Source organism: Janthinobacterium saanense (assembly GCF_014200675.1).
GTDB lineage: Bacteria > Pseudomonadota > Gammaproteobacteria > Burkholderiales > Burkholderiaceae_D > Janthinobacterium.
Map to the genome: position 1 here is coordinate 1 of NZ_JACHCI010000019.1, position 23,489 is coordinate 23,489.

The window sequence follows — 23,489 nt, forward strand, 5'->3', positions numbered from 1 at the left end:
AATAATGAAACGCCGGTGCAGGCGATGAAGAAATGGCAGGCGGAAAAGCCGGAATTATTCGTTAAACGCGTTTATAACCAAGCGGGTCTTGACAGTTAAATTCCCATAGCCGCCTGCACACTTTCTGAATCCGCCAGAGTCGACAAGTGTCAAAATATCGTCTCCTTCCTCACCTCCTTCTATTCCAATAGCGTGATGAACAAGATCGCTTCCAGCTCCTGCACTCAATCTGTGCATATACACACGCCCAGCGCCAGTAACTGAAAAAATATCGTTACTCCATGCACTCGATCCGGTGTCGTATGCTCTCAGATGCAGTTTGTAGCCCTCTTTTACCAAAGAGCCATTCGCAGCTGAGGATAGAAACCCGAAGCACCCCTCATAAGCTCGCCCCTCAATACCTCCCACACCCAAGCGCAAGACTTCTTTAGCAACTCCTGGTGCGGATTCATTTAACTTTGCCCCAGCGCTCAGGAGCGAATCGCTAATCCTTCCATTGCCAACACCGATTCCTTTATTAAATAGCGCGGCAATGCTGCTATCGCCATGTCCTCGCCAGCGCGGGGCAATATATGAAGATTGCCCCGGCACGGCTGACGTGTCGAATACCACAGTACCTTCCGGCCCCAGACCACTTACCGGTTCTGGTGTGGCATACGTCGCCACATTTACCCCGGCAAGATCAAATGATGCATTTGCAAAATCATCAAGAAAGGCATAGACGCCATAAGTCAGATCAGGGTGCTGATAGACTATGATGCGAGCATTCCCTCGTGGCACACCTTCGAGATGCCAATCCACATACAATCCATTCCTTACACCCATCAGTAGAGTAATCGCCGACGTTTGTGCTGAAAGCCATCCATCATTTAAGGTACCGCGTATGAGAAGGTTCTCTTGAGTTCCTGCATCATCCTGCGCAAAGGCTGCGAGTTTGTACCAGTTGCGGTACCCAACAGAGCTTGTAAATTGATAGCCGTACTTGGCCGTCGACCCCGAACAAATCCTGGCGTTTGATTGAATCGGCAAGTTTGGATCCAGCCAGGCTGGCGTAATGCATCCATTCGCCCCACCCAACGGCGACATGCCCATCTTGGGTGTAGTCGACGCCACTACCGCACCGCGCCCTGCCAGCTCGTTCAGGCGCTGGATCGTGTCCTTCTGGCCATAGTAAAAAAATTCACTCATTACAGCTCCTCTACTTCAATGTTGGTGGCATAGGCCTGGAAAGATGGGGTGGTGATGGCGGCCAAATTAGCCAGGCGCCCGTACACCTGGTGCGCCTGCTCCAGTTCGACGTCGTCGCTGTCCGGGTACAGGCTGACGAAAAGCGGACGCGACAGACCGCTGCCGTGCACGATGCGCCACAGTTCTGCACGGTCCAGCGGCGTCATATGATCGAGCGACAGCGACAGCTTGCGATACACGGTGCCCCGCACCACTTTTTGCCCGCCGGCGTCGCTGCGGTATTGGCTGCTGGTATCGACCGGCGTAACACCAGCGCCGTACGAGGCATTCTGCTCCGGGCTCCAGTAAGCGCCAGCCACCAGGCGTGTCGCTTCGATGCAAGCCGCAGGATTGCCAGAATCCGCCAGGTCGATCACGAGCTTCTTGATACTGCGCATGGGGACCCAGCAGCGGGCGTAGGTGCCGCCGCCATAGCTGAAGGCATTCACACCCAGCGAAATCGCGCCCCAGTCCCACATGCCCAGGCGCGCGTATTCGCACGCTGGCACGATGCCGCTGTCGAAGGCAGGTGCCGTATCGAATGGCTCGATGTAGCCGCGCACGCGCATCAGTGCCAATGGCGTCAGGTTGCAAAATGGCAGCGCCACGCCGCCGATGATTTCTGGTGTAGGCCAGACGGCGGTGATAGTCAAATCCGTGCCAACGGAGCGCAGCAGCGACGATTTCCCGTCGCGCTGCAAGTTGGCCGGCCCCAGCGCGCCAGCCTGGCTCGATGCGCTCAGCACCGCGCGGTCGGCCGCGTTGTCGTAAATGATGCGTAGGTTGGGCATGTGCTCCTCTGAGTATTCGCTGTCAAAAGACAGGTTCGATAGTGCGGCAGCGGATGTGGGATCTCAGGCTCCGCCGCCAACACTACCTGGCCTACCGCATATTGCTGAAATAAAAAAAAACCGCCGAAGCGGGTTGATAGATGGTGCCGTCAACTCGGGATCAGGCAGCCGCCTCCAGTGTCGTCAGCCGGGCCTCCTGGCCAGCCGCAATAAACATGGCCAGTTCGTCGTAGCGGAAGGCGTAACGGTCGCCGGCTTCCAGGGTCACTTCTGTGTAGGCTGCGCGCGCTTCGATGGCAGGGTAGCCTGCGCTGGCGGGCTGGGCTGGCGTCACGACATTGCCAAGCGCATCCACCACCTCCGGTAGTGCCTCGGTCGCCGGCACGGCCGGCCGCGCCTCAACGGCCGCATGCTCGATGGCCTCCCGCGCCCACTCGTCGTAGCAAATAAAACCGTAATTAAAAGGATCCAGGCCGTGCGAGCGCATGATCTCGATGGCGCGTTGCACGGTCGGCCCGATGTGCTCGCGCGCGTCCGCCCCCTTGCTATGGACCGCATCACGCCAGCGATAGACACCGATGGCGCGGGCCAAGTCCTTGGCAGCAGCTATCTCTGCAGCGTTCAGATCACGGAAATTACACTTCAGGCGGACATCGGAAGTGTTGATGGCACCGGTGCGGGCATACACTACGTTATACGCCAGCGGCGCAGAGCCGAGAGAATATGCGTTATCCGTGCGTGGGAGCAGGTTTCTTGCCGTGCTCACCTTTTCCCCATCGATCAGGAACGCGGAAGTGAATCCGCCCCCACCTCCACTGTAAAATTTTATGGAATTGTTCACTGAGTCGAGTACCAAATCGTTCGCATTTCCACCTCGTAGGCCGCTCTCGTTACCAATGAAATACGTTTGAACATCCCCACGATAGCCCAATATTGCCGTCCCGTACGAGGGAACATTGGAACCTAACAGCGCTAATATTGCAGTTCCCGAACGTTGGTCAATCGTCAATTGCCCAGTGATTGTTCCGCCCACCAACGGCAGCGCGTTATACGGGCCGGCAGCGAACGCGCTATATAGCTGATTCAGCCGCTCATTAACATTGGGCATGCCGTCATAAAAATAGTCTGCCATTTAAATTCCCTCGATCTGTAGTGGTGCTGAATAGGTTTCAAAGTACGGCGTAGCCACCGCGTCGATATTGCTGGCCTTGCCATACAGCATGTGGTCCTGCTCCAGCAACGGGTCGGCATTTTCTGGAAATAGGCTGAACAGCATGGCCTTGCCCTTGCCGTTTTCACGCAGGATGCGCATCAAGCGCGCGCGGTCCATCGGCGTCAGGTGGGACAAGTTGATGCTCAGCTTGTCGCTGGTGCTGCCCCTGGCAGTTTTCAGGTCGCCAGCAGCCGTGCGGTAGTCTTCGCTGCTGTCCTGCAACAGCAATTGGGCGCCGTAGTCGGCGTTGTATTCGGGCGACCAGTAATTGCCGGCCACCAGGCGCGATATCTCCAGGTAGCCTTCAGGGCTTTGCGGGGACCATACATCAATCACCAGCTTGCGCACGCGCACCGGGGCAAACCAGGCCACGCCATCGGCGCCGCCGCCACGCCCCCAGGTATTCACGCCACCGGCCTGGTAGGCATTCCAGCCCAATGGCAGTACCCCCCACGGAAAGGAGCCGTGCACGGCGGCGCGGCAAGGGAAGACGTTGCCGGTATCGAGCACAGGATTGGTGTCGCCAGGCTGGGCATAGCCGCGCACCCGCATACGGGCGCTGCTGGTCATATTGGTGAAGATCAGCGCCACGCAGGAAATCGACTCCTGTGTCGGCCAAGTGGCGGTGATGGTTTGCGCCGTGCCGGTCGCGCGCAGCACGGCCGACTTGCCGTCGTGCTGCAGCTTGGCTGGACCAAGCGTACCGGCCTGGCTTGATGCTGTCAGTGCGGCACGGTCGGCTGCGTTGTCGTAGAGGATGCGGAGATTATTCATGCCACCTCCGACGCTGGCCATTGGATGGCGTCTGCCTGCTCAATACTAACCGTCGCAGCAATCTTCTCGCGCAAGTCACGGGCGATGGCAAACGCAACACTGAGGTGCTCGGCAAGTGCCGCGCCCACGGCGATCATGGCGGCAGCATCGAGTGTCACGACGGTGTTATCAGACAAGGTCCAGTCAATTGAATACGGCTTACCTGCGGTCTGCGCCTGCAAAGCCAGTTGCGCGGCGCAGCTAATGTTTTCCTTATTGGCCTGATAAACGCCACCATTGCAGATAAAGTCGGAGCACTCGGCCTCGGTACGCGCTTGCTTGATGCGTTCCCAGGTACTGGCCTTGACGCTAGCCAAGGTTTTCATATCAATCCAGAGATCAGCCTTGGCATCATATATGTGATGCACACTCGGCTGAGGCAGCACAATCTTTCCTGTCCGCTCATTTGTGTGGGTACCATCGCTATTACTAATGATTGTTTCCATTAAAAATTCCTTGCGATCACAATTGCCTGGCATTGTTTGACATAAAGCCTACCCATATCGGCAGCTCTTAAATATTGATTGGTACCGGAAACGCCGAACTGGATCGTCCCGCCGGGACTAATGTTCTGGGTAAGCCCGAAGCACGTGGCCGCAGGCCCATCCCCTCCCTGCCGCTCCTCAACACCGCTCATCCACACCCATGCCCCGCCGTTGAGGCGGTACCAGATGCTCAACTGGTCATCGACCACCGCAGTGCAATTGATAGAAAAGAACACAGGACCGGAACGAATACGACGCGCAGCAGGCCATGCAGGATCGTTATGTTTGAAAAGTACCTCGTTGGACGAAAACACAGTTGCTGAACTGAACGTACCCGGTTCAACATATACCCCAGCAGCGGAAGACTGCAGCGAGACAGCAGGATAATCAGGCTCAAAAAATACTGTTGCTTCCGATGAAGTACCGACAGATACGCGTGCGGCACGCAAGTCGCCCGAAAATTTCCCCCAGGCAGCTTTTAACTCTCCCGAAAATGACCCGGAGGCAGCTTTCAATTCACCAGAAAATGATCCATAAGCGGCTACCAGCTCTCCTGAAAATGTGGCTTTACCCTTTTCAATTGTGAGTCCAGGTGCATAAATATTGCCATTATCCGAAATTTGTATATAGCTGCCTGTCGAATAATTACCCAGTAACAGACCGTATGGGCCAAGGTAGTACCCGCCGCCGCCATCTGTCGGCCATGCCCAGCCGGTAATACCCCCACCCGTAATCTGGCCGCGCGCCTGAAGATTATTCACTTCCATATTACCGGCCCTGTTCAGGCGCCAACCAGCCTGTCCGGCAACGTAATTGCTGGACCAGATGTCGCCGCCTATCTTGGCGTTCGTGACCGAGGCATTCTGGATAAAGGCATTGGCGATATACACGCCGATAGGGATGGTGACGCCCTCAATCACCGTTTCCGTCGTGCGCACGATAAAGGGCACAGCCGGAGCGATACCGCTGCCTGTCGGCGCCGCGATGGAAAATGCGTTGGCGCGAACGCCAAAATTTATTTGTCCACCTCCAGCCAAAAACTCAAACCCGCCCGCGACGCCATCCGTGTCGACCTGAACGCCGTATTTTCTGGCGAGTGTGCCATCAAGTTGCAGGCCGCTGATCTGCTTAGTAAGTACTTGTAGCAGGTGTTCGACTTCAGCGTCGGAAGCGCCCAACGTACCGGTGCTATCGTTGTACGCGCCGGGAATGGCAGCACGCGACACATGGCGTATCCAGTAATAACGTACGGCCCCTGGTCCCACAGGATCAGTATATTCACTGCCCTCGGCGCGGCCAATCAAGGCTGCCTTGCTGAAATCATTCACCGGCGCGCACCATATTTCCGTATGCGACAGATTGTTGTAATTGGCGGGCGTGGCATTCCAGCGCAGCACGATGGTGCTCGGCGTGCCAGTAGTAGCCAGTCCAGTGGGAGCAGGCGGCGGCCGGAAGTCAAGCGCCTGCTGCTTGGCCACCGTCTGGCGGGCAAGGTAGGTCAGGCCATCGATCACCGTGGAGGCTGAAATCGTGACAATGCCGACATTCATGTCAGCGAATTTCAGTACCGCGTCACCGTTCGCAACAGTCAGCGGCACCGGCGGATCGCTGGAAAATACGATGTTGCCCACAGCGCCCAGCATCAGCGCTGAAAACGTGATGGCTTCCGGCGTGGGCGCACCTGCCGCCGACACTTCAAACATCGTGGCACTGGCCGTCAGCAGCAGCGCACGGTCGATGGGTGCCGCATAGCGCGGCACCGTGTTCATGATGAGCGTATCGCGCTCGCCAATCACGGCACTCATACCATCACCCCCACCGTAACACGCCCCGTCAGCCAGAAACGCGACAGCAGCACCACCACACCCGGCACGCCGTCCTGCAGGCCGAAGCGTTCATTGCGCAGCCGCACGGGCTGCCCCAGTTCCAGCATCATCATCTCGGGCTCTCCATCAAATTCATAAATCGTGCGCGGCACTTGGTTCAAGGCCAGGCGCCGCGCCGCTTCCGCCCTGGCGTCGGCACGCCTCTTGAGGCAGGTCTCGACCGGCACCGGGTCCACGTTCAAGCGGTGACGCACACGTACGGCCTCATCGACCACTGTTTCGGTCAGCCATTCGGTGGCGTACAAATCCGCATGCGCTGGCGGAATGCTGGTCGTCAAACCAGCTTGTACGGTCCAGTTGCGGTCAAAGGCGATTTTCACGGCGGCCACCACCGGCAGGCGCGCGCTCGGATGCAGCGAACGCTCCTTCATCTGCTCGGGGCCGATTTCCACCGGCACGCCGGGGGCCGGCAGCGCGATCTGCACCAGGCGCAGCTTGCCGGTGCGCGACATCAGCGCCTGCGCACCCACGCTAGCCGCCAGTTGCTGAATGGCTTGCGCCTGATTCGTACGGTCCGCAACATACAAGCCCACCGGCTGCGGGTGGGCGGCATCGAACGCCGCCAGGTTGGCCAGATCCAGATCCGCTTCCGAAAAGCGGTCTTCAAGCTTGCCGTAAGCGGTGGCGATGCGCCGCACCAGCGGTGCAATCCGCGGTGCATAAGCTCCTCCCTTATCCCCCTGCACGCTGGCCGTGATCGTGGTGGAAAACGGGTCCGTAGTGAGATTGAAACGGCCCGCCTGCTCATTCAACGCCACGGCAATCGGCTTGCCGTTGGTGCGCACCTCGAAAACCGATTCCACCGCCCCCAGAAAACCATATTCCAGCGTGACCGGATTGGTCAGCAGCGGCGCCACGTTGTGGCATTCGCCAAACGGAATCGGCAAGATCGCATCCTTGTTTTGCGTCGCGCCCCCCAGCTTTGCTTCGCTGATCGGCGTATTCAGGCGCTGCAGCTTGTCGCGCAATACCAGGTTGACCGACTCGCGCCCGGAACTGGCCACGTCGGCAATCACGCCATCGAAAACCAGCTGGAAGTCCATGCGCGGCCAAGCCGGGTCGCCCACCCAGACATGGATGGGCCGGTTCATCCAGACATCGTCCAGCCAGCCATCGAGCGCGCCGTCGGCATTATCGAGTTCGATATCGCCGCCCGACAGGCCCGCCTCGCCCGTCAGGCTGACCTGCTCGGTGAAGGCCAGGCCGCCGGTGGCCAGCGGCAGGTACTCGGTATTGGCTGGCACCTCCTGCGCGCCAGTGACATACGGCCGCGAAGCGATATAGCGCGTCACCTCGCTACCGGCCACATTCACCTGGGCCTCGATCAGCACCATGCGGATGGCCGACGCGCTTTGCAGCCATGAGATCCATTGCTCATCGCTCATGCGTATTCTCCTTTCACTGTATTGGCCCAGGCCGAAGCCCTGGCCGATTGATCGACGCCATCGACCACCATGCGCGCGGCATTGGCAGTCGATTCGACGGTGGCCTGGATGGTGGCGCCCGTCTGCGCCCGCTGATCGGCACGCAAGCCTTCCAGCTCTTCGCGCATGGCCTGGTTGTCCTGGCGCAGGCCGCGAATCTCGGTGACCAGGGCGTCGGAACCCAGGTTGGCCGCCGCCGAGTAGCGCCCGGCATCGAACGCCACCGGTGTGGCAGGACCGGCCAAGGCGGCAAGCGCCGAACCGGCAGGCGGGTTACTGAACTGCACACCCAGACCGGCCGCGCCGCCCATTGCTGCCTGCAGGTTGGCGATGGCCTGGGCCACCGTCAGCACACTGTCGTTGACAGTGATCAGCCCCGATACCTGAGCTTCCAATGCATTCAGGCTGGCCTGCTGCACGTCGACCTGCGCCGCCGCCCATTTCAAGGCATCCTGATTGGCCGCCATCACGCGGGCATAATCGGCCGCGTACCTGGCGTCCGATGCATTGACCACTTGCGACGCCGTCAGGAAGGCCTGCTCGGCGGCGGACAAGCCCGATTGCGCCGTCGTATCGCCCGCATTGGCAGCGGCCAGGGTCTTCTCGAACTGCGCACGCGCTTCAGCGTATTTCTGTTCCGGCGTCAACGTGGACTGCGCGCCCAGGACCATGCTGGCGTTCAGGCCATTCAGGGTCGTGACCCAGGATTTGGATTTTTCCAGCGCCGACCTGGCGGCCGCCGCTTCGGTCTCGTAGGCTTTGGACAGCGCGTCCTTGGCACTAGTGACCGCCTTGGCCGCCTGGACCTGGTCGAACAGGGACTTGTTGACGTCGGCAATACCCGCACGCTGGCTAGCCAGCAGCTCGGCCGAACTCTTCGTCAATTCGTTCAACTGCTGTTGCAGATCCTTGTGCTCGCTGGCGATTTCACTGGCAGTTTTGCTGACTGCAGCCAGCTCGCCCGTGGCGGCGGCCAATTGCGCCGCATAATCGGCTGCCGTCTTGAACGGTTCGGCCAGCGCCAGCAACGATGCGTACAATTCCGCCGCGCCTTCCCTGCCTGTCGCCACGCCATCGGCAGCAGACAATACAGCCGCCTTGAAGCCGTCCATGGTCGTCACGCCACCCAGCTCCAACTTGCCCATGGCATCGTGGACGGACTTGCTGATCGGCCCCATGCGTTCGGCTTCGGTGAGGAAGTTCTGCACGAAAAAGCCGGTACCACTAGTCAGCTTGTCAACGCCGCCAGCCACTTCAATCAGGTGTTCGCTCAACTTCACCGCACCCAGGCCCGTCGTATTGAACGACTTGCCCAATACCGCCAGCACGTCCGTCACCTGCATATAGTTGTTGGCAACGCGGGCCAGCGTTTCCAGATAGCCTTCGCCCACCTTCTGATACTTTTCCAGGCCGCCCACGCCAAACTTGGCCATGTCATCGCCCAGTTTTGAGAACGCGGCTTCCAGCGCTTTCTGGATTTCGTCACCCTTCAAATCTTTCAGCGAGATCTTGCCCAGGTCGACTACGAAGGTCTTCAACCGCGCATTGAATGCATCGCCGCCCAAGCCCAGCATGCCAGCCGCCGCGCTAACGGTATCGGACAGGCCAAGTATGACCTTGGTGAACTGGTCGTTCGCCTCGCGGTCAAGACCATTCAAGCCCGTTCTGTACTTATCTTTGGAGAACCAGCCGCCGGATGTCTTGGTATCCGTATATTGGCTGGCCAATACGCCACCGGTCTCAATACCACCCAGCGTAGCCTTGTTCAATAACAGGCCGGTATCGATGGTCGACGTTTTGCCACCAAAAATGGAGCCCAACACGCCGCCGGTGATTTTCCCGATCAAACCGCCAGTCAACTTATCGATTGCCAGACCGATGACGCCACCGGCGACTGCAACAACCAGCGCAGAAGAGCCAAATGTCGCCGCACCGCCTTTGCTGTCAGGAGCCGTGGCACCGGTCACACCGGAATTACGCACCAGCAGTCCACCCAAGCCACCAATGCCGGCCACCACCTGGCGCAGCGAATTGGCCATGGAAGCGGAGTAAGCCAGGCCCAGGCCGGAATTTTTCTCCATGATTTCCAGCGAATTCGAGATCGAATTGCTCTTGGCATTCGAGTCGCCCAGCACCGTGCCGGTGCCGGTGGCAGCCTGGCGATCCTTGGCGGTGGTATCGGCGCCACCACCGCCACCGGAAACAGCGACACCGATGGCCAACAGCATGCCGGCCACCATCGCAAACGCACCGATATTGGCGGGGAACGGGGCGGCCAGGGCCGATGCCAGGGCTGACACACCATAGGCGCCGGACTTGGCCGTTTCTGCGGCAGTGACTGGTCCGACCGATGCCACCGCGCCTGCAACCTCTGTCGTTGTCGCGGCCGTTTTCGCCGTCGTCACCAAAGTGATATTCGTCAGCTTTTCAAACAGGGACTTGGCATTCATGGCGAATTCGTATGCGCGAAATCCCCTTTCCACCTTTTCCATCAGCTCATAGCCGGTGGAATGCGCGGTGAAAAAGCCTTTTGCCGCCGTGGCCATGTCGTGGTATTGCTTGACCGTCGACATATGCCTTTTATCTTCTGCCTTCTTCTTGGCATCTGGATCATCCTTTGCATCCACCATATCCTTGGCAAAAGTAAAATCGATATCTTCCTGCGTCTTGCGGAAACCCAGCAAGGCCGTGGTCATTTTTCCGATGGTGCTGCCGACATTGCCGAATGCCCGCTCAAGCTTCTTGCCAAATAAGACGGCAAACTCACCCGCCTCCTTCCATTCCGCTTCGCTGTACTTGCGCTTGGGCGCTGCCGGCGCGGCTTTTTCCTTGGCCTTAGCGTCTGCTGCCGCTTTACCCGCCGTCTCAAGATTGGCATCGCTCTGCTCTTCCGATGCAAAAGAGCCATACTTTGCTGCCGCACCACCTGCAGCGAGGGCGGTGGGAGCGCCGGCGGCGCGCAGGGCCGCGAGCCGCGTGTAAGCATTTCCCAGGCCGCTGACCAGCTTGAAGGCGTCGGCCATCGACTTCGCCTCGTTTGCATTGAATGCACCGAGCGCTTTTGCGGCAGCAGTCGCATCGCGCGCCTGCTCAGCCTGGGCGCGCAACAGCAGTGCCGACGATTCCGCCTCCGTATTGGCGGCCTTGAGGCTCTCGGCGGCAACCAGACTGGCCTCACTGAGTGCCTTCAGCACTTGTACCGCGTCGACTCCCTTGCTCAAGTCGAGGCTAAGTTTTAATTCTGTTATCTCTGGCATGGTTGGCCCATAAAAAAAGCCGCGCATGGCGGCCTGGTTGGAAGATGCCAGCGTGGACGCTGGCCGCGTGCGCTAGGCTTTGGCATGCTGGTGCGACAAAAACAGCGCGTCGAGCCGGTCCAGCAGCTGGTGCTCGAAGGGCTCGATGGCGATGCCGTGGCGCGCCTGCCAGGCGAGGATTTCGGTGCTGGCGATGGGATTGACGGCCATGCCGTTCTGGCGCTTGCCATTGAGCTGCGCAAACCATTCCCATACATGGGCCAGTTCGAACGGCAGCGATGGCGCCGCCTCTTCGGGCGGCGCGCGGAACAAAGGATGGCGCCGGGCGGCATCGAGATGCTCGCCCTTGGCATGGCCGTCGGCCGCGCGCGCGCCGCGCTCGAACTGGTAGCCAGCGTAGCGCAGCAGGCTGGCCGTCAGAGTTTCAAAAAAATCGACTCGTTTTCCAGCGCATTGGTGACTTTTTCCTGCCAGGTCGGGTATTTTTCAAAGGCCGCTTCCAGCAGCGTGGCATCGAGTGGCACGGCAGCGCCGTTGCTGGTAAAGCCATACCAGCCCGTCACCACGGCCAGCGCCAGCCGTTTCTGGTTGCCGTCGATGGCTTGCACCAGCAATTCAGCGCCTTCGTCAGTCGAGGCATCGATGGCCGTCTTGCGGCGCGCCGACTTTTTGTAGCCTTCGGCGCGCACGGCATTGTTCGCCACACGGTATTGTTCGCTGTTCTTGCCGACGATGGTCAGGCCGGCAACCGCTTCGCCATCGGCGTCGAAAATGACGGGGACGTCGAAGGTGACGGGAGCGGCCACCGCGTTGATGTTGCCGATATCGAAACCTGCCTGGATTTTTTGTGCGTTGTTCATTGGTGTGATGCTTTCTGATTGAGTGAAAATAAAAAGGCCGCCACGCGGGCGGCCCTGGAGCCAAGCGTTAGATGCTTACAGGGCGCTGTCCTGGATGGTCAAGGTGGTCGCTTCGTGCTGTGCATCGATGCCCTGGTAACGCAACACATCAAAGGCGCAGGTGACGATCTTGTTTTTCTCGCCGTCGTCGATCTTGGCCGAAGTGATCTTGATGCGGCCCATGGCCAGCGCCAGTACGTCGGCGTTAGTCGCCGTGCCCGACGCCATGGCGTAAGCCAGCGGGATTTCCGTCTCGGCCTTGAAGTAGTCAAGATAGGTGGCGTCCTGCAGCAGCACCGTGAACTGGCCCGAGCCCAGCACCTTGCCGCGCGAGGCGGCCGTGGCGTACTTGGAGCCGATCACCGGATCGACCTTGACCTGGCCGTCCAGCGACACCGACATGCCGGTGCAAATCTGCGATGGAATGCCATTGACCGACAGCAGCGAGGTGGCGCCCGAGAATTTGCCGGCGCCAGGTGCGGCCACCGGCGTGGGGAAATACGGCACGGCCGTGGTCGGGCCTTCCGCCTTGCCTATCAGGGTGAAGTCCACGCTGGTGATGCCGTTCGGCTGCACCGCGATATCCATCTTGCTGACCAGCTGGTCGACGAAGCTGCGGTGTACGCCAACGCCGGGGTCCTGCACTTCGACGGTGAACCAGTCGGTGGTATGGCCTTTCAACGGGGTGAAGCTGCGCTTGCCGACAGCAGCCACGCCGACCGAATCACCGGCCGCCTTGACCACAATGGCCGAACCGTCCATGAACTGGCCATTCAGGTTGGTGGCCGTGACGGAAGTGACGAAAAAGTTCTTCGCGTTATTGACGGTGGCCGGCGCCGCCAAGCCGCTGAAACGCACCACGCTGCCGGCGCGGAAGCCGTCGGCCAGCCAGGAGCCGGCGCTGCGGGTCAGGCCGGTAGCGCCGGCGGCGATGGTGGTTTGCGCGGCAGTGACGCCGCCCGCCGTGAAGTCGCGGCGCAGCAGCGCAGCCATCAGCGGTGCGTAGGTGCCGCAAGCCGCTTCGGCCTTGATGGCGCCCGAGGTGCGGAAGTTACCCAGGCGGGTATCGCCCTGCTGCTGGCTGGCGTCGATTTCGGCGCTCGCATATTTATCTGCTTCGGTGTCGAAGGTGGCCGTGACGCGGGGATAAATCTGGCCGCCGCCGGCAGCGGCCTTGCTGCCTTCTGCTGCCTGTTTGCTGATAACGATCAAGCTGTCGATGCCGTTTGCTGTCGATGCCATAGGTAGTGCCTTTCATGGGATGAAAAAAAAGACCGCCGGGGCGGTCTTGGGATGGAACTGAAAAATAGGAAGTAAAACGAAAAAGCCCGCGCACGGTGAGGCGGCGGGCTGAAGTCTGGTCCAAGGGCGTAAGAACGCCCTATGGGACTATTTGCTGGATCAGGTTCTCCTATCGGTGTCGCGCCGGAAGCGCGTCTATTACGAGTGGAGAAGCATGTGGTGTTGCTGTGCTGCTGCGTTACTGAGACTTCATTATGGGGCTGTTTTTTTTCCTGTCCAGGCATATTGCAAAAACTTTTTCAGCGTCCCAACCGGCGCATGGCACGGGCGCCGTGGGACTGGAAGATGCTTTCCAGTTCACTGACCATATCCTTGATACGTTCCAGCTCAAAACCGCCGGAACAGTTGATGGCGGCCTCGCCGCTGCCACTGCAGGCCTTGCAGATGGCGTGCACGCCAGCGGCTTCAACACCGGTGCCGTGGCAAGTTTTACATTTGCTGTCCAGCCAATGCGCCAGCGACGCTTCGGCCACGCGGCGGTACAGGGTGTTGGCCGCCTGCGCATCCCAGGCGGTATTGGCCTTGACCCAGCGCCGCGCGCGGCCTTTTTCGGTGACAGCTGCGGTCCAGGCGCGCAGCAGCTGCGCCAGGTTGCCCGCATTGCCCTCGAACAGACGGCTGATGCTGCCATCCGCATATTTGACGCGGCACAGCAAGGCGCCCATGTCGCCGGCCAGCGCGGCCGCCGCGAGCACGTCCAGGCTGTGGTGGTGGGCATCGCCGCGCAGATTTTGCGATGACAGCGATGCGATATAGTGTTCAGCAAACCCCATGATTTCTCCTCGTTGATACTTGATTCTGCTACTAGCCGTTGCGTTTTTGCGCCGGTCCGAACAGCGCTTCCACCAGCGGATCGCGGCCCGCCGCGCCAGGCGCCCAGTTCGACGTATGGCGCACCTGGGGCGGCAGTTCGGCCCAACCGTCGCCTTCGTCGTCCAGCGCGCCCGGTCCGTACAGGGCCGGCCGCTGGCGCCCCGGTTCGGTGCAATGGCGCTGCGCCAGGTGGATCATGCCGCTGCCGCACATATGGCGCAGGTAGCGGCTCATGGTGCCCGCGTCCAGCGACAGCAAGCTGGCCAGCTGGGCGGCGCTGGCCTGGCCGTGTTCGGCGATGTATTGCACGATGCGTGCGATATGCAGCTGTGACTTCTTGCTGCGGCCTTTCAATTCGCGCGGTCCCTGTGGCGCGCTGCTCGTCCGCTTTACCCGGCTTATACTCGTAATCAACATGCTAGACCTCCCCCTTGTGCTTGCCCGGCGTGAGACGCTGTTGTGCGAATTTGCGACAGGCAACAAGTGGACTTTATCAATCGCTAATGTTAAAGTCAAGCATTTGGTAATTTATCAAACGGTAAATTTAAGGTCTAATATGGAGATGAATATGTATCAATACAGACGCGATCGCCTCCTGATGCTGATCGGGGAACGCTACGACAACACGCGCAAGAAAATTTCCGACGCCAGCGGCTGGAGCGAGGCACGCATCTCGCAAATCCTCTCGCCCACTTATCGCGACGGGCGCGCCTTCAGCGAAAAGATCGCGCGCAAACTGGAAGCCGATCTGCAGCTAGCCAGCATGTACTTCGACCAGGGCGCCGCGCCCGACCAGGCAAGCCTGGCGGCGCGTGCACTGGCCGGTGGGCAGGCGGTGGTGGTGGCTGGCGGCGCAGACGAGGAAGATGAACGCTTTTACGCCATCCGCAAGGTGAAACTGCGCCTGTCGGCCGGCATCACGGGCTTTGCCATCGAACCGGAAACGCATGATGGCAGCACCATCAGCGTGCCGCGCGGCTGGGTCGAACGCAATGGCTATCACCCGGACAAACTGGTGGCCATCAAGGTCAAGGGCGAGAGCATGGAGCCGGCCCTGTACGAGGACGATGTGGTGATCATCAACACGGCCGACAGCCGGCCCGTCGATGGCGTGGTATTTGCCGTCAACTATGAAGGTGAACCGGTGGTCAAGCGGCTGGCGCGCGATATCGGCGAGTGGTGGCTGACGTCGGATAATCCCGACCAGCGCAAATACCACCGCAAAATGTGCCGTGGCAATGAATGTCTGATCGTCGGCCGGGTCGTGCGCAAGGAAAGCGAGCGGATTTGAAGATGGAGTTTATCGAACGATAAACTCCGTTTAAACATTTTTTAAACTGCGCTACAAGACATCGCCCGGTATGCGCACCGTGCCTTCCATCAACACGCGCGCGCTGCGGCTCATGATGGCTTTGGTCACGCTCCAGTTTCCGTCGACTTGCGCCGCTTCCGCGCCCACCATCAAGGTGCCTGACGGATGGCCGAAGCGCACTGTATTGCGCGCACCGCCGCCCGCCGCCAGGTTGACCAGGGTGCCGGGAATGGCCGCCGCCGTGCCGATGGCCACCGCCGCCGTGCCCATCATGGCGTGATGCAGCTTGCCCATGGACATGGCGCGCACCAGCAAGTCGATATCGCCCGATGCCACCGGCTTGCCGCTGGACGACACATAACTGGCCGGCGGGGCGACAAACGCCACCTTCGGCGTATGCTGGCGCGTGGCTGCCTGCTCCAGATTCGTGATCAGGCCCATGCGCAGGGCGCCATGCGCGCGTATGGTTTCAAAGCGGGCCAGCGCCTGCGGGTCGCTATTGATCGCGTCCTGCAGCTCCGTGCCCGTGTAGCCGATGGCGCTTGCCTCGACAAAGATGGTCGGAATGCCGGCATTGATCAGCGTGACTTTCAGGGTGCCGATGCCGGGCACTTCCAGTTCGTCGACCAGATTCCCGGTCGGGAACATGGAACCGCCTGCGCCCTCCTCTTCGGCTGCCGGATCAAGAAATTCCAGCTTGACTTCGGCGGCCGGAAAGGTCACGCCATCGAGTTCAAAGTCGCCCGTTTCCTGCACTTCACCGTTCGTAATCGGCATGTGGGCGATGATGGTCTTGCCGATATTGGCTTGCCAGATGCGCACGGTGGCCACGCCATTGTGCGGAATGCGCCCGGCGTCCAGCAGGCCGCTGCTGATTGCAAACGAGCCGACGGCCGCCGACAGATTGCCGCAATTGCCGCTCCAGTCGACAAAGGGCTGGTCGATGGAAACCTGGCCAAACAGATAATCGACATCGTGGCCGGGCCGGCTGCTTTTGGACAGGATCACCGTCTTGCTGGTGCTGGACGTGGCCGCGCCCATGCCGTCGATCTGCTTGCCATATGGGTCGGGACTGCCGATCACGCGCAGCAGCAGCGCATCGCGCGCCGCGCCAGGAACTTGCGCACTGGCCGGCAGATCCTGCAGGCGAAAGAAGACGCCCTTGCTGGTGCCGCCACGCATATAGGTGGCGGAGATTTTGATTTGGGGGGTATGGGTCATGGAAATTCCTGACTTGAATGGCTGATTAAGCCCAACGGCGAAATACCGGGGTCGGACCCTGAGGGTCCGACCCCAGATCTTGCCTTTGGGGGAAATTGAAGTTATGCCACTGCCTTGGCCGACTTAAGGAAGTCTTGAGCAAATCGCTGAAGCACCCCTCCCGCCTCGTAGATCGACACCTCTTCCGCCGTGTCAAGGCGGCAGGTGACGGGCACTTCGACCGTCTCGCCGCTCTTGCGATGGATCAGCAGGGTCAAAGTAGAACGCGGCGTGCGCTCGCCCACCACGTCATAGGTTTCGCTGCCGTCCAGGTTCAAGGTCTTGCGATCCACACCCGGTAAAAACTCCAGTGGCAAGACGCCCATGCCCACCAGGTTGGTGCGGTGGATGCGCTCGAAACCTTCGGCCACGATGGCTTCCACGCCGGCCAGGCGCACGCCCTTGGCGGCCCAGTCGCGCGACGAACCCTGGCCATAGTCGGCGCCGGCGATGATGATCAAGGGCTGCTTGCGCTCCATATAAATCTCGATGGCTTCCCACATGCGCGAGATCGTGCCTTCCGGTTCGATACGTGTGAGCGAACCCGCTTTCACTTTGCCGTCCTCGATGACCATTTCGTTTTTCAGGGTCGGGTTGGCAAAGGTGGCGCGCTGCGCGGTCAAATGGTCGCCCCGGTGGGTAGCGTAGGAATTGAAGTCTTCCTCGGGCAAGCCCATTTTGGCGAGGTATTCGCCGGCCGCGCTATCAAGCATGATGGCGTTCGATGGCGACAGATGATCGGTGGTGATGTTATCCCCCAGGACCGCCAGCGGACGCATGCCTTTCAAGGGGCGCGCGCCAGCCAGCGCGCCTTCCCAGTACGGCGGGCGGCGGATATAGGTCGTCTGCGGACGCCAGTCATACAGCGGGCTGACCTTGATGCCATCATCGGGCTGCGCGGCAAACATGGGGATATACACCTTGCGGTACTGCTCCGGCTTGACGCTGGACGCAACGATGGCGTCGATTTCTTCGTCCGATGGCCAGATATCCTTCAGCTGGATAGGCTTGCCGTACGGGTCGTGGCCCAGCACGTCTTTTTCAATATCAAAACGGATGGTGCCGGCAATCGCATACGCCACCACCAGCGGTGGCGAAGCAAGAAAAGCCTGCTTCGCGTACGGGTGGATGCGGCCGTCGAAGTTGCGGTTACCCGACAAAACGGCCGTGGCGTACAGGTCGCGCGACACGACTTCGTCCTGGATCACCGGGTCGAGCGCGCCCGACATGCCGTTGCACGAGGTGCAGGCGAAAGCCACCACACCAAAGCCCAGTTGTTCCAGTTCCGGCATCAGGCCCGCTTCCTGCAGATACAGTTCCACCGTTTTCGAGCCGGGCGCCAGGGATGATTTCACCCACGGCTTGCGCGTCAAACCGAGGCGGTTTGCATTGCGGGCAATCAGGCCGGCGGCGATCATGTTGCGCGGATTGTTGGTGTTGGTGCAGCTGGTAATGGCGGCGATGATGACGGCGCCGTCCGGCATCTTGCCCGGCTCGTTTTCCACTACGCCGGAAATGCCGCGCGCGGCCAGTTCCGACGTCGGCACGCGGTTGTGCGGATTCGACGGACCGGCGATATTGCGCACCACGGACGACAGGTCGAAGTGCAAGACGCGCTCATACTCCGCGTCTTTCAGGCTGTCGGCCCACAAGCCCGTTTCCTTCGCATACAGTTCGACCAGTTTGACCAGTTCATCATCGCGCCCCGTCAGTTTCAGATACTTGACGGTTTGTTCGTCGATGTAGAACATGGCGGCCGTGGCGCCAAATTCCGGCGCCATATTGGAAATCGTCGCGCGGTCGCCCAGAGTCAGGTGTGAAGCGCCTTCGCCAAAGAATTCCAGGTAGGACGAGACGACTTTCTGCTTGCGCAAAAATTCCGTCAGCGCCAGCACCGTGTCGGTCGCCGTAATGCCAGGCTGCGGCTTACCGGTCAGCTTGACGCCAATGATGTCGGGCAAACGCATCCACGAGGCGCGGCCCAGCATCACGCTTTCCGCTTCCAGGCCACCGACGCCGATGGCGATCACGCCCAGCGCATCGACCATCGGCGTATGCGAATCGGTGCCGACCAGGGTGTCGGGATAAGCCACGCCGTTTTGCACCTGGATCACGGGCGACATGCGCTCAAGGTTGATCTGGTGCAAGATGCCATTGCCCGGCGGGATCACGTCAACGTTCTTGAACGCCTTCTTGGTCCAGTCGATGAAGTCGAAACGGTCTTCGTTACGGCGGTCTTCAATGGCGCGGTTCTTGGCAAAGGCGTCGGGGTCGAAACCGCCGCATTCGACGGCCAGCGAATGGTCGACCACCAGCTGGGTCGGCACGACAGGGTTGACCAGGGCCGGGTCGCCGCCCTGGGCGGCGATGGCGTCGCGCAAGCCAGCCAGGTCGACCAGGGCCGTCTGGCCCAGAATGTCGTGGCAGACCACGCGCGCCGGGAACCACGGAAAATCGAGGTCGCGGCGGCGTTCGATGAACTGGCTCAGCGAGGCGTTCAAGGTCGCAGGATCGCAGCGGCGCACCAGGTTTTCAGCCAGCACGCGCGAGGTGTAGGGCAAGGTGGCGTAGGCGCCTGGCTGGATGGCATCGACGGCGGCACGCGTGTCGAAGTAGTCTAGCTGGGTGCCAGGTAATGATTTGCGGTGCAAGGTATTCATAGTGATACTCATTAGGTACGGTCTTTGATCGGCACGAATGCCAGGTCTTCCGGGCCGACGTAATTGGCGCTCGGGCGGATGATCTTGTTGTCGATGCGCTGCTCGATGATGTGGGCAGCCCAACCCGAGGTGCGCGAAATGACGAACAGCGGTGTAAACATCGCTGTCGGCACACCCATCATGTGATACGACACGGCCGAGAACCAGTCCAGGTTCGGGAACATGTTCTTGATTTCCCACATGACCGATTCCAGGCGCTCGGCAATGTCGAACATCTTGGTGGAACCTGCTTCCAGCGACAGATTGCGCGCCACTTCCTTGATCACCACGTTGCGCGGGTCCGAGATCGTGTAGACCGGGTGGCCGAAACCGATCACCACTTCCTTGTTGGCGACGCGCTCACGGATATCCGCTTCGGCTTCGTCGGGATTGTCGTAGCGTTTTTGAATCTCCAGCGCCACTTCGTTGGCGCCGCCGTGTTTCGGGCCGCGCAGCGCGCCGATGGCGCCCGTGATGGCTGAATGGATGTCCGAACCCGTGCCGGCGATCACGCGGCTGGTAAAGGTGGAGGCGTTAAATTCGTGTTCCGCGTACAGGATCAAGGACGTGTGCATGGCTTTTTCCCACGATGCCGATGGCTTTACACCATGCAGCAGGTGCAGAAAGTGGCCGCCGATCGAGTCGTCGTCCGTTTCCACTTCGATGCGCTTGCCGTTATGGCTGTAGTGGTACCAGTACAGCAGCATGGAGCCGAACGAGGCCATCAAGCGGTCGGCGATATCGCGCGCGCCCGGTGCATTATGGTCGTCTTTTTCCGGCAGGGTGCAGCCGAGGACAGAGACGCCAGTACGCATCACGTCCATCGGATGGGCGCCAGCCGGCAGCGCTTCGAGCGCCTGCTTGACGGCGGACGGCAAGCCGCGCAGGGATTTCAGCTTGGCCTTGTAGCCTTTCAGTTCAGCGGCGGTCGGCAGCTTGCCATGCACCAGCAGGTAGGCGATTTCTTCAAACTCGCAGCTGTCGGCCACGTCCAGGATGTCATAGCCGCGGTAGTGCAAATCGTTGCCGGTCTTGCCGACCGAGCACAGGGCCGTGTTACCGGCGGTGACGCCGGACAGGGCGACGGATTTTTTAGGCTTGAAAGTGGCGGCTTGTGGTGCGGTCATGGTCTTCTCCAAAATAGTGTAATTATTTCTTCTGCGCGGCGAACAGCGCGTCGAGCTTTTGCTCGAATTCGTGGTAGTTGATCGACTCATACAGCTCCATGCGCGTCTGCATGGTATCGAGCACGTTCTTTTGCGTGCCATCGCGGCGCAGCGAGGTGTAGACGTTTTCTGCCGCCTTGTTCATGGCGCGGAAAGCCGACAAAGGATACAGCGCCAGGCCCACGTGGGCGCTGCGCAGTTCGTCCAGCGTGAACAGCGGCGTGGCGCCAAATTCGGTGATATTGGCCAGAATCGGCACGTTGACGGCCTTGGCGAAGGTGGCATACATATCGAGGTCGGTGATCGCTTCCGGGAAGATCATGTCGGCGCCCGCTTCGACGCAGGCGACGGCGCGTTCCAGCGCGGCGTCCAGGCCATCGACAGCCAGCGCATCGGTGCGCGCCATGATGACGAAGTTCGGGTCGGTGCGCGCATCGACGGCGGCCTTGATACGGTCGACCATTTCTTCCTTGCTCACGATTTCCTTGCCGGGGCGATGACCGCAGCGCTTGGCGCCCACCTGGTCTTCGATATGCAGGGCGGCCGCGCCGAACTTGATCATCGATTTCACCGTGCGCGCCACATTGAAGGCGGACGAACCGAAGCCCGTGTCGGCGTCGACCAGCAGCGGCAAGTCGCACACGTCGGTGATGCGGCGGATATCGGTCAGCACGTCGTCCAGGCTGGAAATGCCCAGGTCGGGCAAGCCCAGCGAGCCGGCCGCAACGCCGCCGCCGGACAAATAGATAGCCTTGAAGCCGGCGCGCTTGGCCAGCAAGGCGTGGTTGGCGTTGATGGCGCCGACCACTTGCAATGGGGATTCTTCCTGGACGGCCTTGCGGAACGCTGCACCTGCGGAGTATAGACTCATGTGTTCACCTATGGAATGTCGAATGTTTCATGGACTTGCTATATGGAACAGTAGTGCAATTGCCGTGCCAGCTGGCTACCGATGGGCAGACGATTGGTGCCATAGAGGGAGAATAGCGCCAACGCAGGCAAATACAAGGGCTGAGAGGCGCCATGACGGCATATCGGCCATGTGACAATTACACCTTGATATGCTTCAAAAACGTTTCATATTGAAACATTGAAACAGTCTGAAACATCGCTTGAAATAAAACAGGGAACGCAGAAAACAGCGCGGCCAGCATCGCTGCTGGCCGCGTGGCAGGACAGGCAAGCGGCAGGCGCCGCTTGCCCTGGGGTCATTGAAACCGGATCAGGCCAGCCGCACCAGCGGATTGGCGATGATATTGTCGACCTGGCGTATCGCCTCGTCGCAAGCGGCGGCGATGGCCTCGTCTTCGTCGTCGCGCACGAATTGCATGGTCGAGCCTTCGAATACTTCCACTCCGTCGGCGCCAGCGCGTTCGATGTCGCAACTGGCCGACCATTTGCCATCACCGGTCGGCACGGCCAAAGGAACGATCTCCCAGCCTTTATAGTGAATTTTGGAACTGTTGCTCATGGGGGCCTCCTTGCGGGTGAGTGACATAAACTGGCTGATTTAGCGGATAGGGGAAATCCTAGCATGAAGCACGGCCTGCCGCGATGTGTTTCAACGGGACCGTGCCATCGGGCTAAACAATTTACGCGCGTTCAAGGGCGCAGCAGATTATCCACTTCGATTTTCGCCACTTCAAAGCCGGCCACGTAGGCCGATTCCGGGTCGATATGACCGCCCAGGGTGCGGCTGCGGCTCACTTCCAGCCCATCGGACTGCCCGTCGCGCTGCAGGCGGTAGCTGAAATCCCATAAATCGTCATTGTCCTTTTGCGGCGTCACCGAAATCGTAAAACCGCGGTACTGTTCGCTGCGTGCTGTGCTGTCTGACATGGCTTTCCTCTTTCTCTTAATCTGGTACAGACGAGATTAGCACGCAGCGCACATCAGGGTGCGCACGACAGCTATCTGCCTCCTTATTTGATTTCCGCATATCAAGTGCACGTTTTTAGCATTTTCTTATCCGGCTCTGGCGATATAATGACCATCCCTGTCACGGACCCAGCTTCGCCCTGCCGCCACGATGAATCCACAAATCCAAGCTTTCTTTGATCCTGCCACCGCCACCGTGACCTATGTCGTGTATGCGGCCGATGGCGGGGAATGCGCCGTCATCGATTCCGTGCTCGACTACGACCCAAAAGCGGGCCGCACCTCGACCACCTCGGCCGACAAGGTGGTCGCCTTCGTGCGCGCACATGGCTTGCAATGCCGCTGGCTGCTGGAAACCCATGCACATGCCGACCACCTGTCGGCGGCGCCTTATCTGCAGCAGCAACTGGGCGGCGACGTGGCCATCGGCGCGGCTATCCAGACGGTGCAGCAGGCGTTCGCCCAGGTCTATCACCAGGATGGCGCGCAGGCCGACGGCTCGCAATTTGATCAATTATTTGCGCCCGATCAGGTGTTCAATATCGGCCCGCTGGAAGTACGCGCGCTGCACGTGCCTGGCCATACGCCGGCCGATCTGGCTTACCAGATCGGCGACGCCGTCTTCGTCGGCGACACCCTGTTCATGCCCGACGTGGGCTCGGCCCGCTGCGATTTTCCCGGCGGTTCGGCCACCCTGCTCTACCGCTCCGTGCAGCGCTTGCTGTCGCTGCCGCCGCAAACGCGGCTCTTCATGTGCCACGACTATCCGCCCAACGGCCGCCCGCCGCGCTGGGAAGTGACGGTGGCCGAACAGCGCGCCCACAATATCCATTTGCATGACGGTGTCACGGAAGAGCAGTTCGTGACCATGCGCACAAGCCGCGACCAGACGCTGGACATGCCGACCCTGATCCTGCCCGCCATCCAGGTCAATATCAATGCGGGCAAGCTGCCCGAGCCGGAAGAAAACGGCGTGCGCTATCTGAAGATACCGCTGAACGCGATCTGATTTTGCGGCTTCTGCCCTCTCCGCCACACTGCCCTTCTTGATTCCCCGCAATTCC

The 23,489-nt window shown here is 60.2% G+C and carries 21 protein-coding genes; 2 read left to right on the plus strand and 19 right to left on the minus strand.

Going from position 1 to position 23,489, the window contains the following annotated elements:
* Window positions 1-54 precede the first annotated feature (54 nt).
* The 13 genes from HDE72_RS21510 to HDE72_RS21570 form a co-directional block, all read right to left on the minus strand.
* A complete protein-coding gene (locus HDE72_RS21510; protein WP_183745398.1) occupies window positions 55-1,188 on the minus strand; it encodes a hypothetical protein in 1,134 nt (377 codons plus the stop codon).
* On the minus strand, window positions 1,188-2,018 hold the full coding sequence (locus HDE72_RS21515) for a hypothetical protein (protein WP_183745403.1): 831 nt from the start codon (window positions 2,016-2,018) through the stop codon (window positions 1,188-1,190). The genes HDE72_RS21510 and HDE72_RS21515 overlap by 1 nt, the downstream gene beginning before the upstream one ends.
* A gap of 160 nt (window positions 2,019-2,178) precedes the next feature.
* Window positions 2,179-3,150 carry a tail fiber domain-containing protein gene (locus HDE72_RS21520; protein WP_183745406.1) on the minus strand — a complete coding sequence of 324 codons (972 nt, stop codon included), beginning with the start codon at window positions 3,148-3,150 and terminating at the stop codon, window positions 2,179-2,181.
* Window positions 3,151-4,005: a hypothetical protein gene (locus HDE72_RS21525; RefSeq protein WP_183745409.1), complete on the minus strand. Its 855-nt coding sequence runs from the start codon at window positions 4,003-4,005 to the stop codon at window positions 3,151-3,153. It lies immediately after the preceding gene.
* The gene (locus HDE72_RS21530) at window positions 4,002-4,490 is read right to left on the minus strand and encodes a DUF4376 domain-containing protein (RefSeq protein ID WP_183745412.1); all 489 of its coding nucleotides are present in this window, start codon (window positions 4,488-4,490) and stop codon (window positions 4,002-4,004) included. The genes HDE72_RS21525 and HDE72_RS21530 overlap by 4 nt, the downstream gene beginning before the upstream one ends.
* Window positions 4,490-6,334, minus strand: coding sequence for a phage tail tip fiber protein (locus HDE72_RS21535; protein WP_183745415.1), 1,845 nt, complete (start codon window positions 6,332-6,334; stop codon window positions 4,490-4,492). The genes HDE72_RS21530 and HDE72_RS21535 overlap by 1 nt, the downstream gene beginning before the upstream one ends.
* Window positions 6,331-7,800, minus strand: coding sequence for a hypothetical protein (locus HDE72_RS21540; protein WP_183745418.1), 1,470 nt, complete (start codon window positions 7,798-7,800; stop codon window positions 6,331-6,333). The genes HDE72_RS21535 and HDE72_RS21540 overlap by 4 nt, the downstream gene beginning before the upstream one ends.
* Window positions 7,797-11,096: a PspA/IM30 family protein gene (locus tag HDE72_RS21545; protein WP_183745421.1), complete on the minus strand. Its 3,300-nt coding sequence runs from the start codon at window positions 11,094-11,096 to the stop codon at window positions 7,797-7,799. Before HDE72_RS21545 ends, HDE72_RS21540 begins: the two co-directional genes overlap by 4 nt.
* A gap of 72 nt (window positions 11,097-11,168) precedes the next feature.
* Window positions 11,169-11,408, minus strand: coding sequence for a phage tail assembly chaperone (locus tag HDE72_RS21550; RefSeq protein ID WP_183745424.1), 240 nt, complete (start codon window positions 11,406-11,408; stop codon window positions 11,169-11,171).
* A gap of 104 nt (window positions 11,409-11,512) precedes the next feature.
* Window positions 11,513-11,956: a hypothetical protein gene (locus HDE72_RS21555; RefSeq protein WP_183745427.1), complete on the minus strand. Its 444-nt coding sequence runs from the start codon at window positions 11,954-11,956 to the stop codon at window positions 11,513-11,515.
* A 75-nt stretch (window positions 11,957-12,031) separates the two neighbouring features.
* Window positions 12,032-13,237 (minus strand): phage tail tube protein, encoded by a 1,206-nt coding sequence (locus HDE72_RS21560; RefSeq protein ID WP_183745430.1) that lies wholly within the window; start codon window positions 13,235-13,237, stop codon window positions 12,032-12,034.
* Window positions 13,238-13,536: 299 nt separating this feature from the next.
* Complete coding sequence (locus HDE72_RS21565; RefSeq protein ID WP_183745433.1) at window positions 13,537-14,070, minus strand: hypothetical protein; 534 nt, start codon at window positions 14,068-14,070, stop codon at window positions 13,537-13,539.
* A gap of 31 nt (window positions 14,071-14,101) precedes the next feature.
* Entirely contained in the window at window positions 14,102-14,527 is a 426-nt protein-coding gene (locus HDE72_RS21570; protein ID WP_183745436.1) for a MarR family transcriptional regulator, read from the minus strand.
* A gap of 151 nt (window positions 14,528-14,678) precedes the next feature.
* Between HDE72_RS21570 and HDE72_RS21575 the strand changes: the two genes are divergently transcribed.
* On the plus strand, window positions 14,679-15,401 hold the full coding sequence (locus HDE72_RS21575; RefSeq protein ID WP_183745439.1) for a S24 family peptidase: 723 nt from the start codon (window positions 14,679-14,681) through the stop codon (window positions 15,399-15,401).
* A 51-nt stretch (window positions 15,402-15,452) separates the two neighbouring features.
* On the opposite strand, the gene prpF is transcribed toward HDE72_RS21575, so the two are convergent.
* The 6 genes from prpF to HDE72_RS21605 form a co-directional block, all read right to left on the minus strand.
* Window positions 15,453-16,643, minus strand: a complete 1,191-nt coding sequence (gene prpF, locus HDE72_RS21580) for a 2-methylaconitate cis-trans isomerase PrpF (protein WP_183745442.1) — start codon at window positions 16,641-16,643, stop codon at window positions 15,453-15,455.
* A gap of 101 nt (window positions 16,644-16,744) precedes the next feature.
* On the minus strand, window positions 16,745-19,342 hold the full coding sequence (gene acnD, locus HDE72_RS21585) for a Fe/S-dependent 2-methylisocitrate dehydratase AcnD (protein ID WP_183745444.1): 2,598 nt from the start codon (window positions 19,340-19,342) through the stop codon (window positions 16,745-16,747).
* A gap of 11 nt (window positions 19,343-19,353) precedes the next feature.
* Window positions 19,354-20,508, minus strand: a complete 1,155-nt coding sequence (gene prpC / locus HDE72_RS21590) for a bifunctional 2-methylcitrate synthase/citrate synthase (protein ID WP_183745447.1) — start codon at window positions 20,506-20,508, stop codon at window positions 19,354-19,356.
* Window positions 20,509-20,530: 22 nt separating this feature from the next.
* A complete protein-coding gene (gene prpB, locus HDE72_RS21595; protein ID WP_183677313.1) occupies window positions 20,531-21,418 on the minus strand; it encodes a methylisocitrate lyase in 888 nt (295 codons plus the stop codon).
* Window positions 21,419-21,769: 351 nt separating this feature from the next.
* A complete protein-coding gene (locus tag HDE72_RS21600) occupies window positions 21,770-22,018 on the minus strand; it encodes a hypothetical protein (RefSeq protein WP_183745449.1) in 249 nt (82 codons plus the stop codon).
* Between the two features lie 131 nt (window positions 22,019-22,149).
* The gene (locus HDE72_RS21605) at window positions 22,150-22,386 is read right to left on the minus strand and encodes a hypothetical protein (RefSeq protein WP_183745453.1); all 237 of its coding nucleotides are present in this window, start codon (window positions 22,384-22,386) and stop codon (window positions 22,150-22,152) included.
* Between the two features lie 190 nt (window positions 22,387-22,576).
* Between HDE72_RS21605 and HDE72_RS21610 the strand changes: the two genes are divergently transcribed.
* Window positions 22,577-23,434, plus strand: a complete 858-nt coding sequence (locus tag HDE72_RS21610) for an MBL fold metallo-hydrolase (protein WP_183745457.1) — start codon at window positions 22,577-22,579, stop codon at window positions 23,432-23,434.
* The last annotated feature ends 55 nt before the right edge of the window (window positions 23,435-23,489 follow it).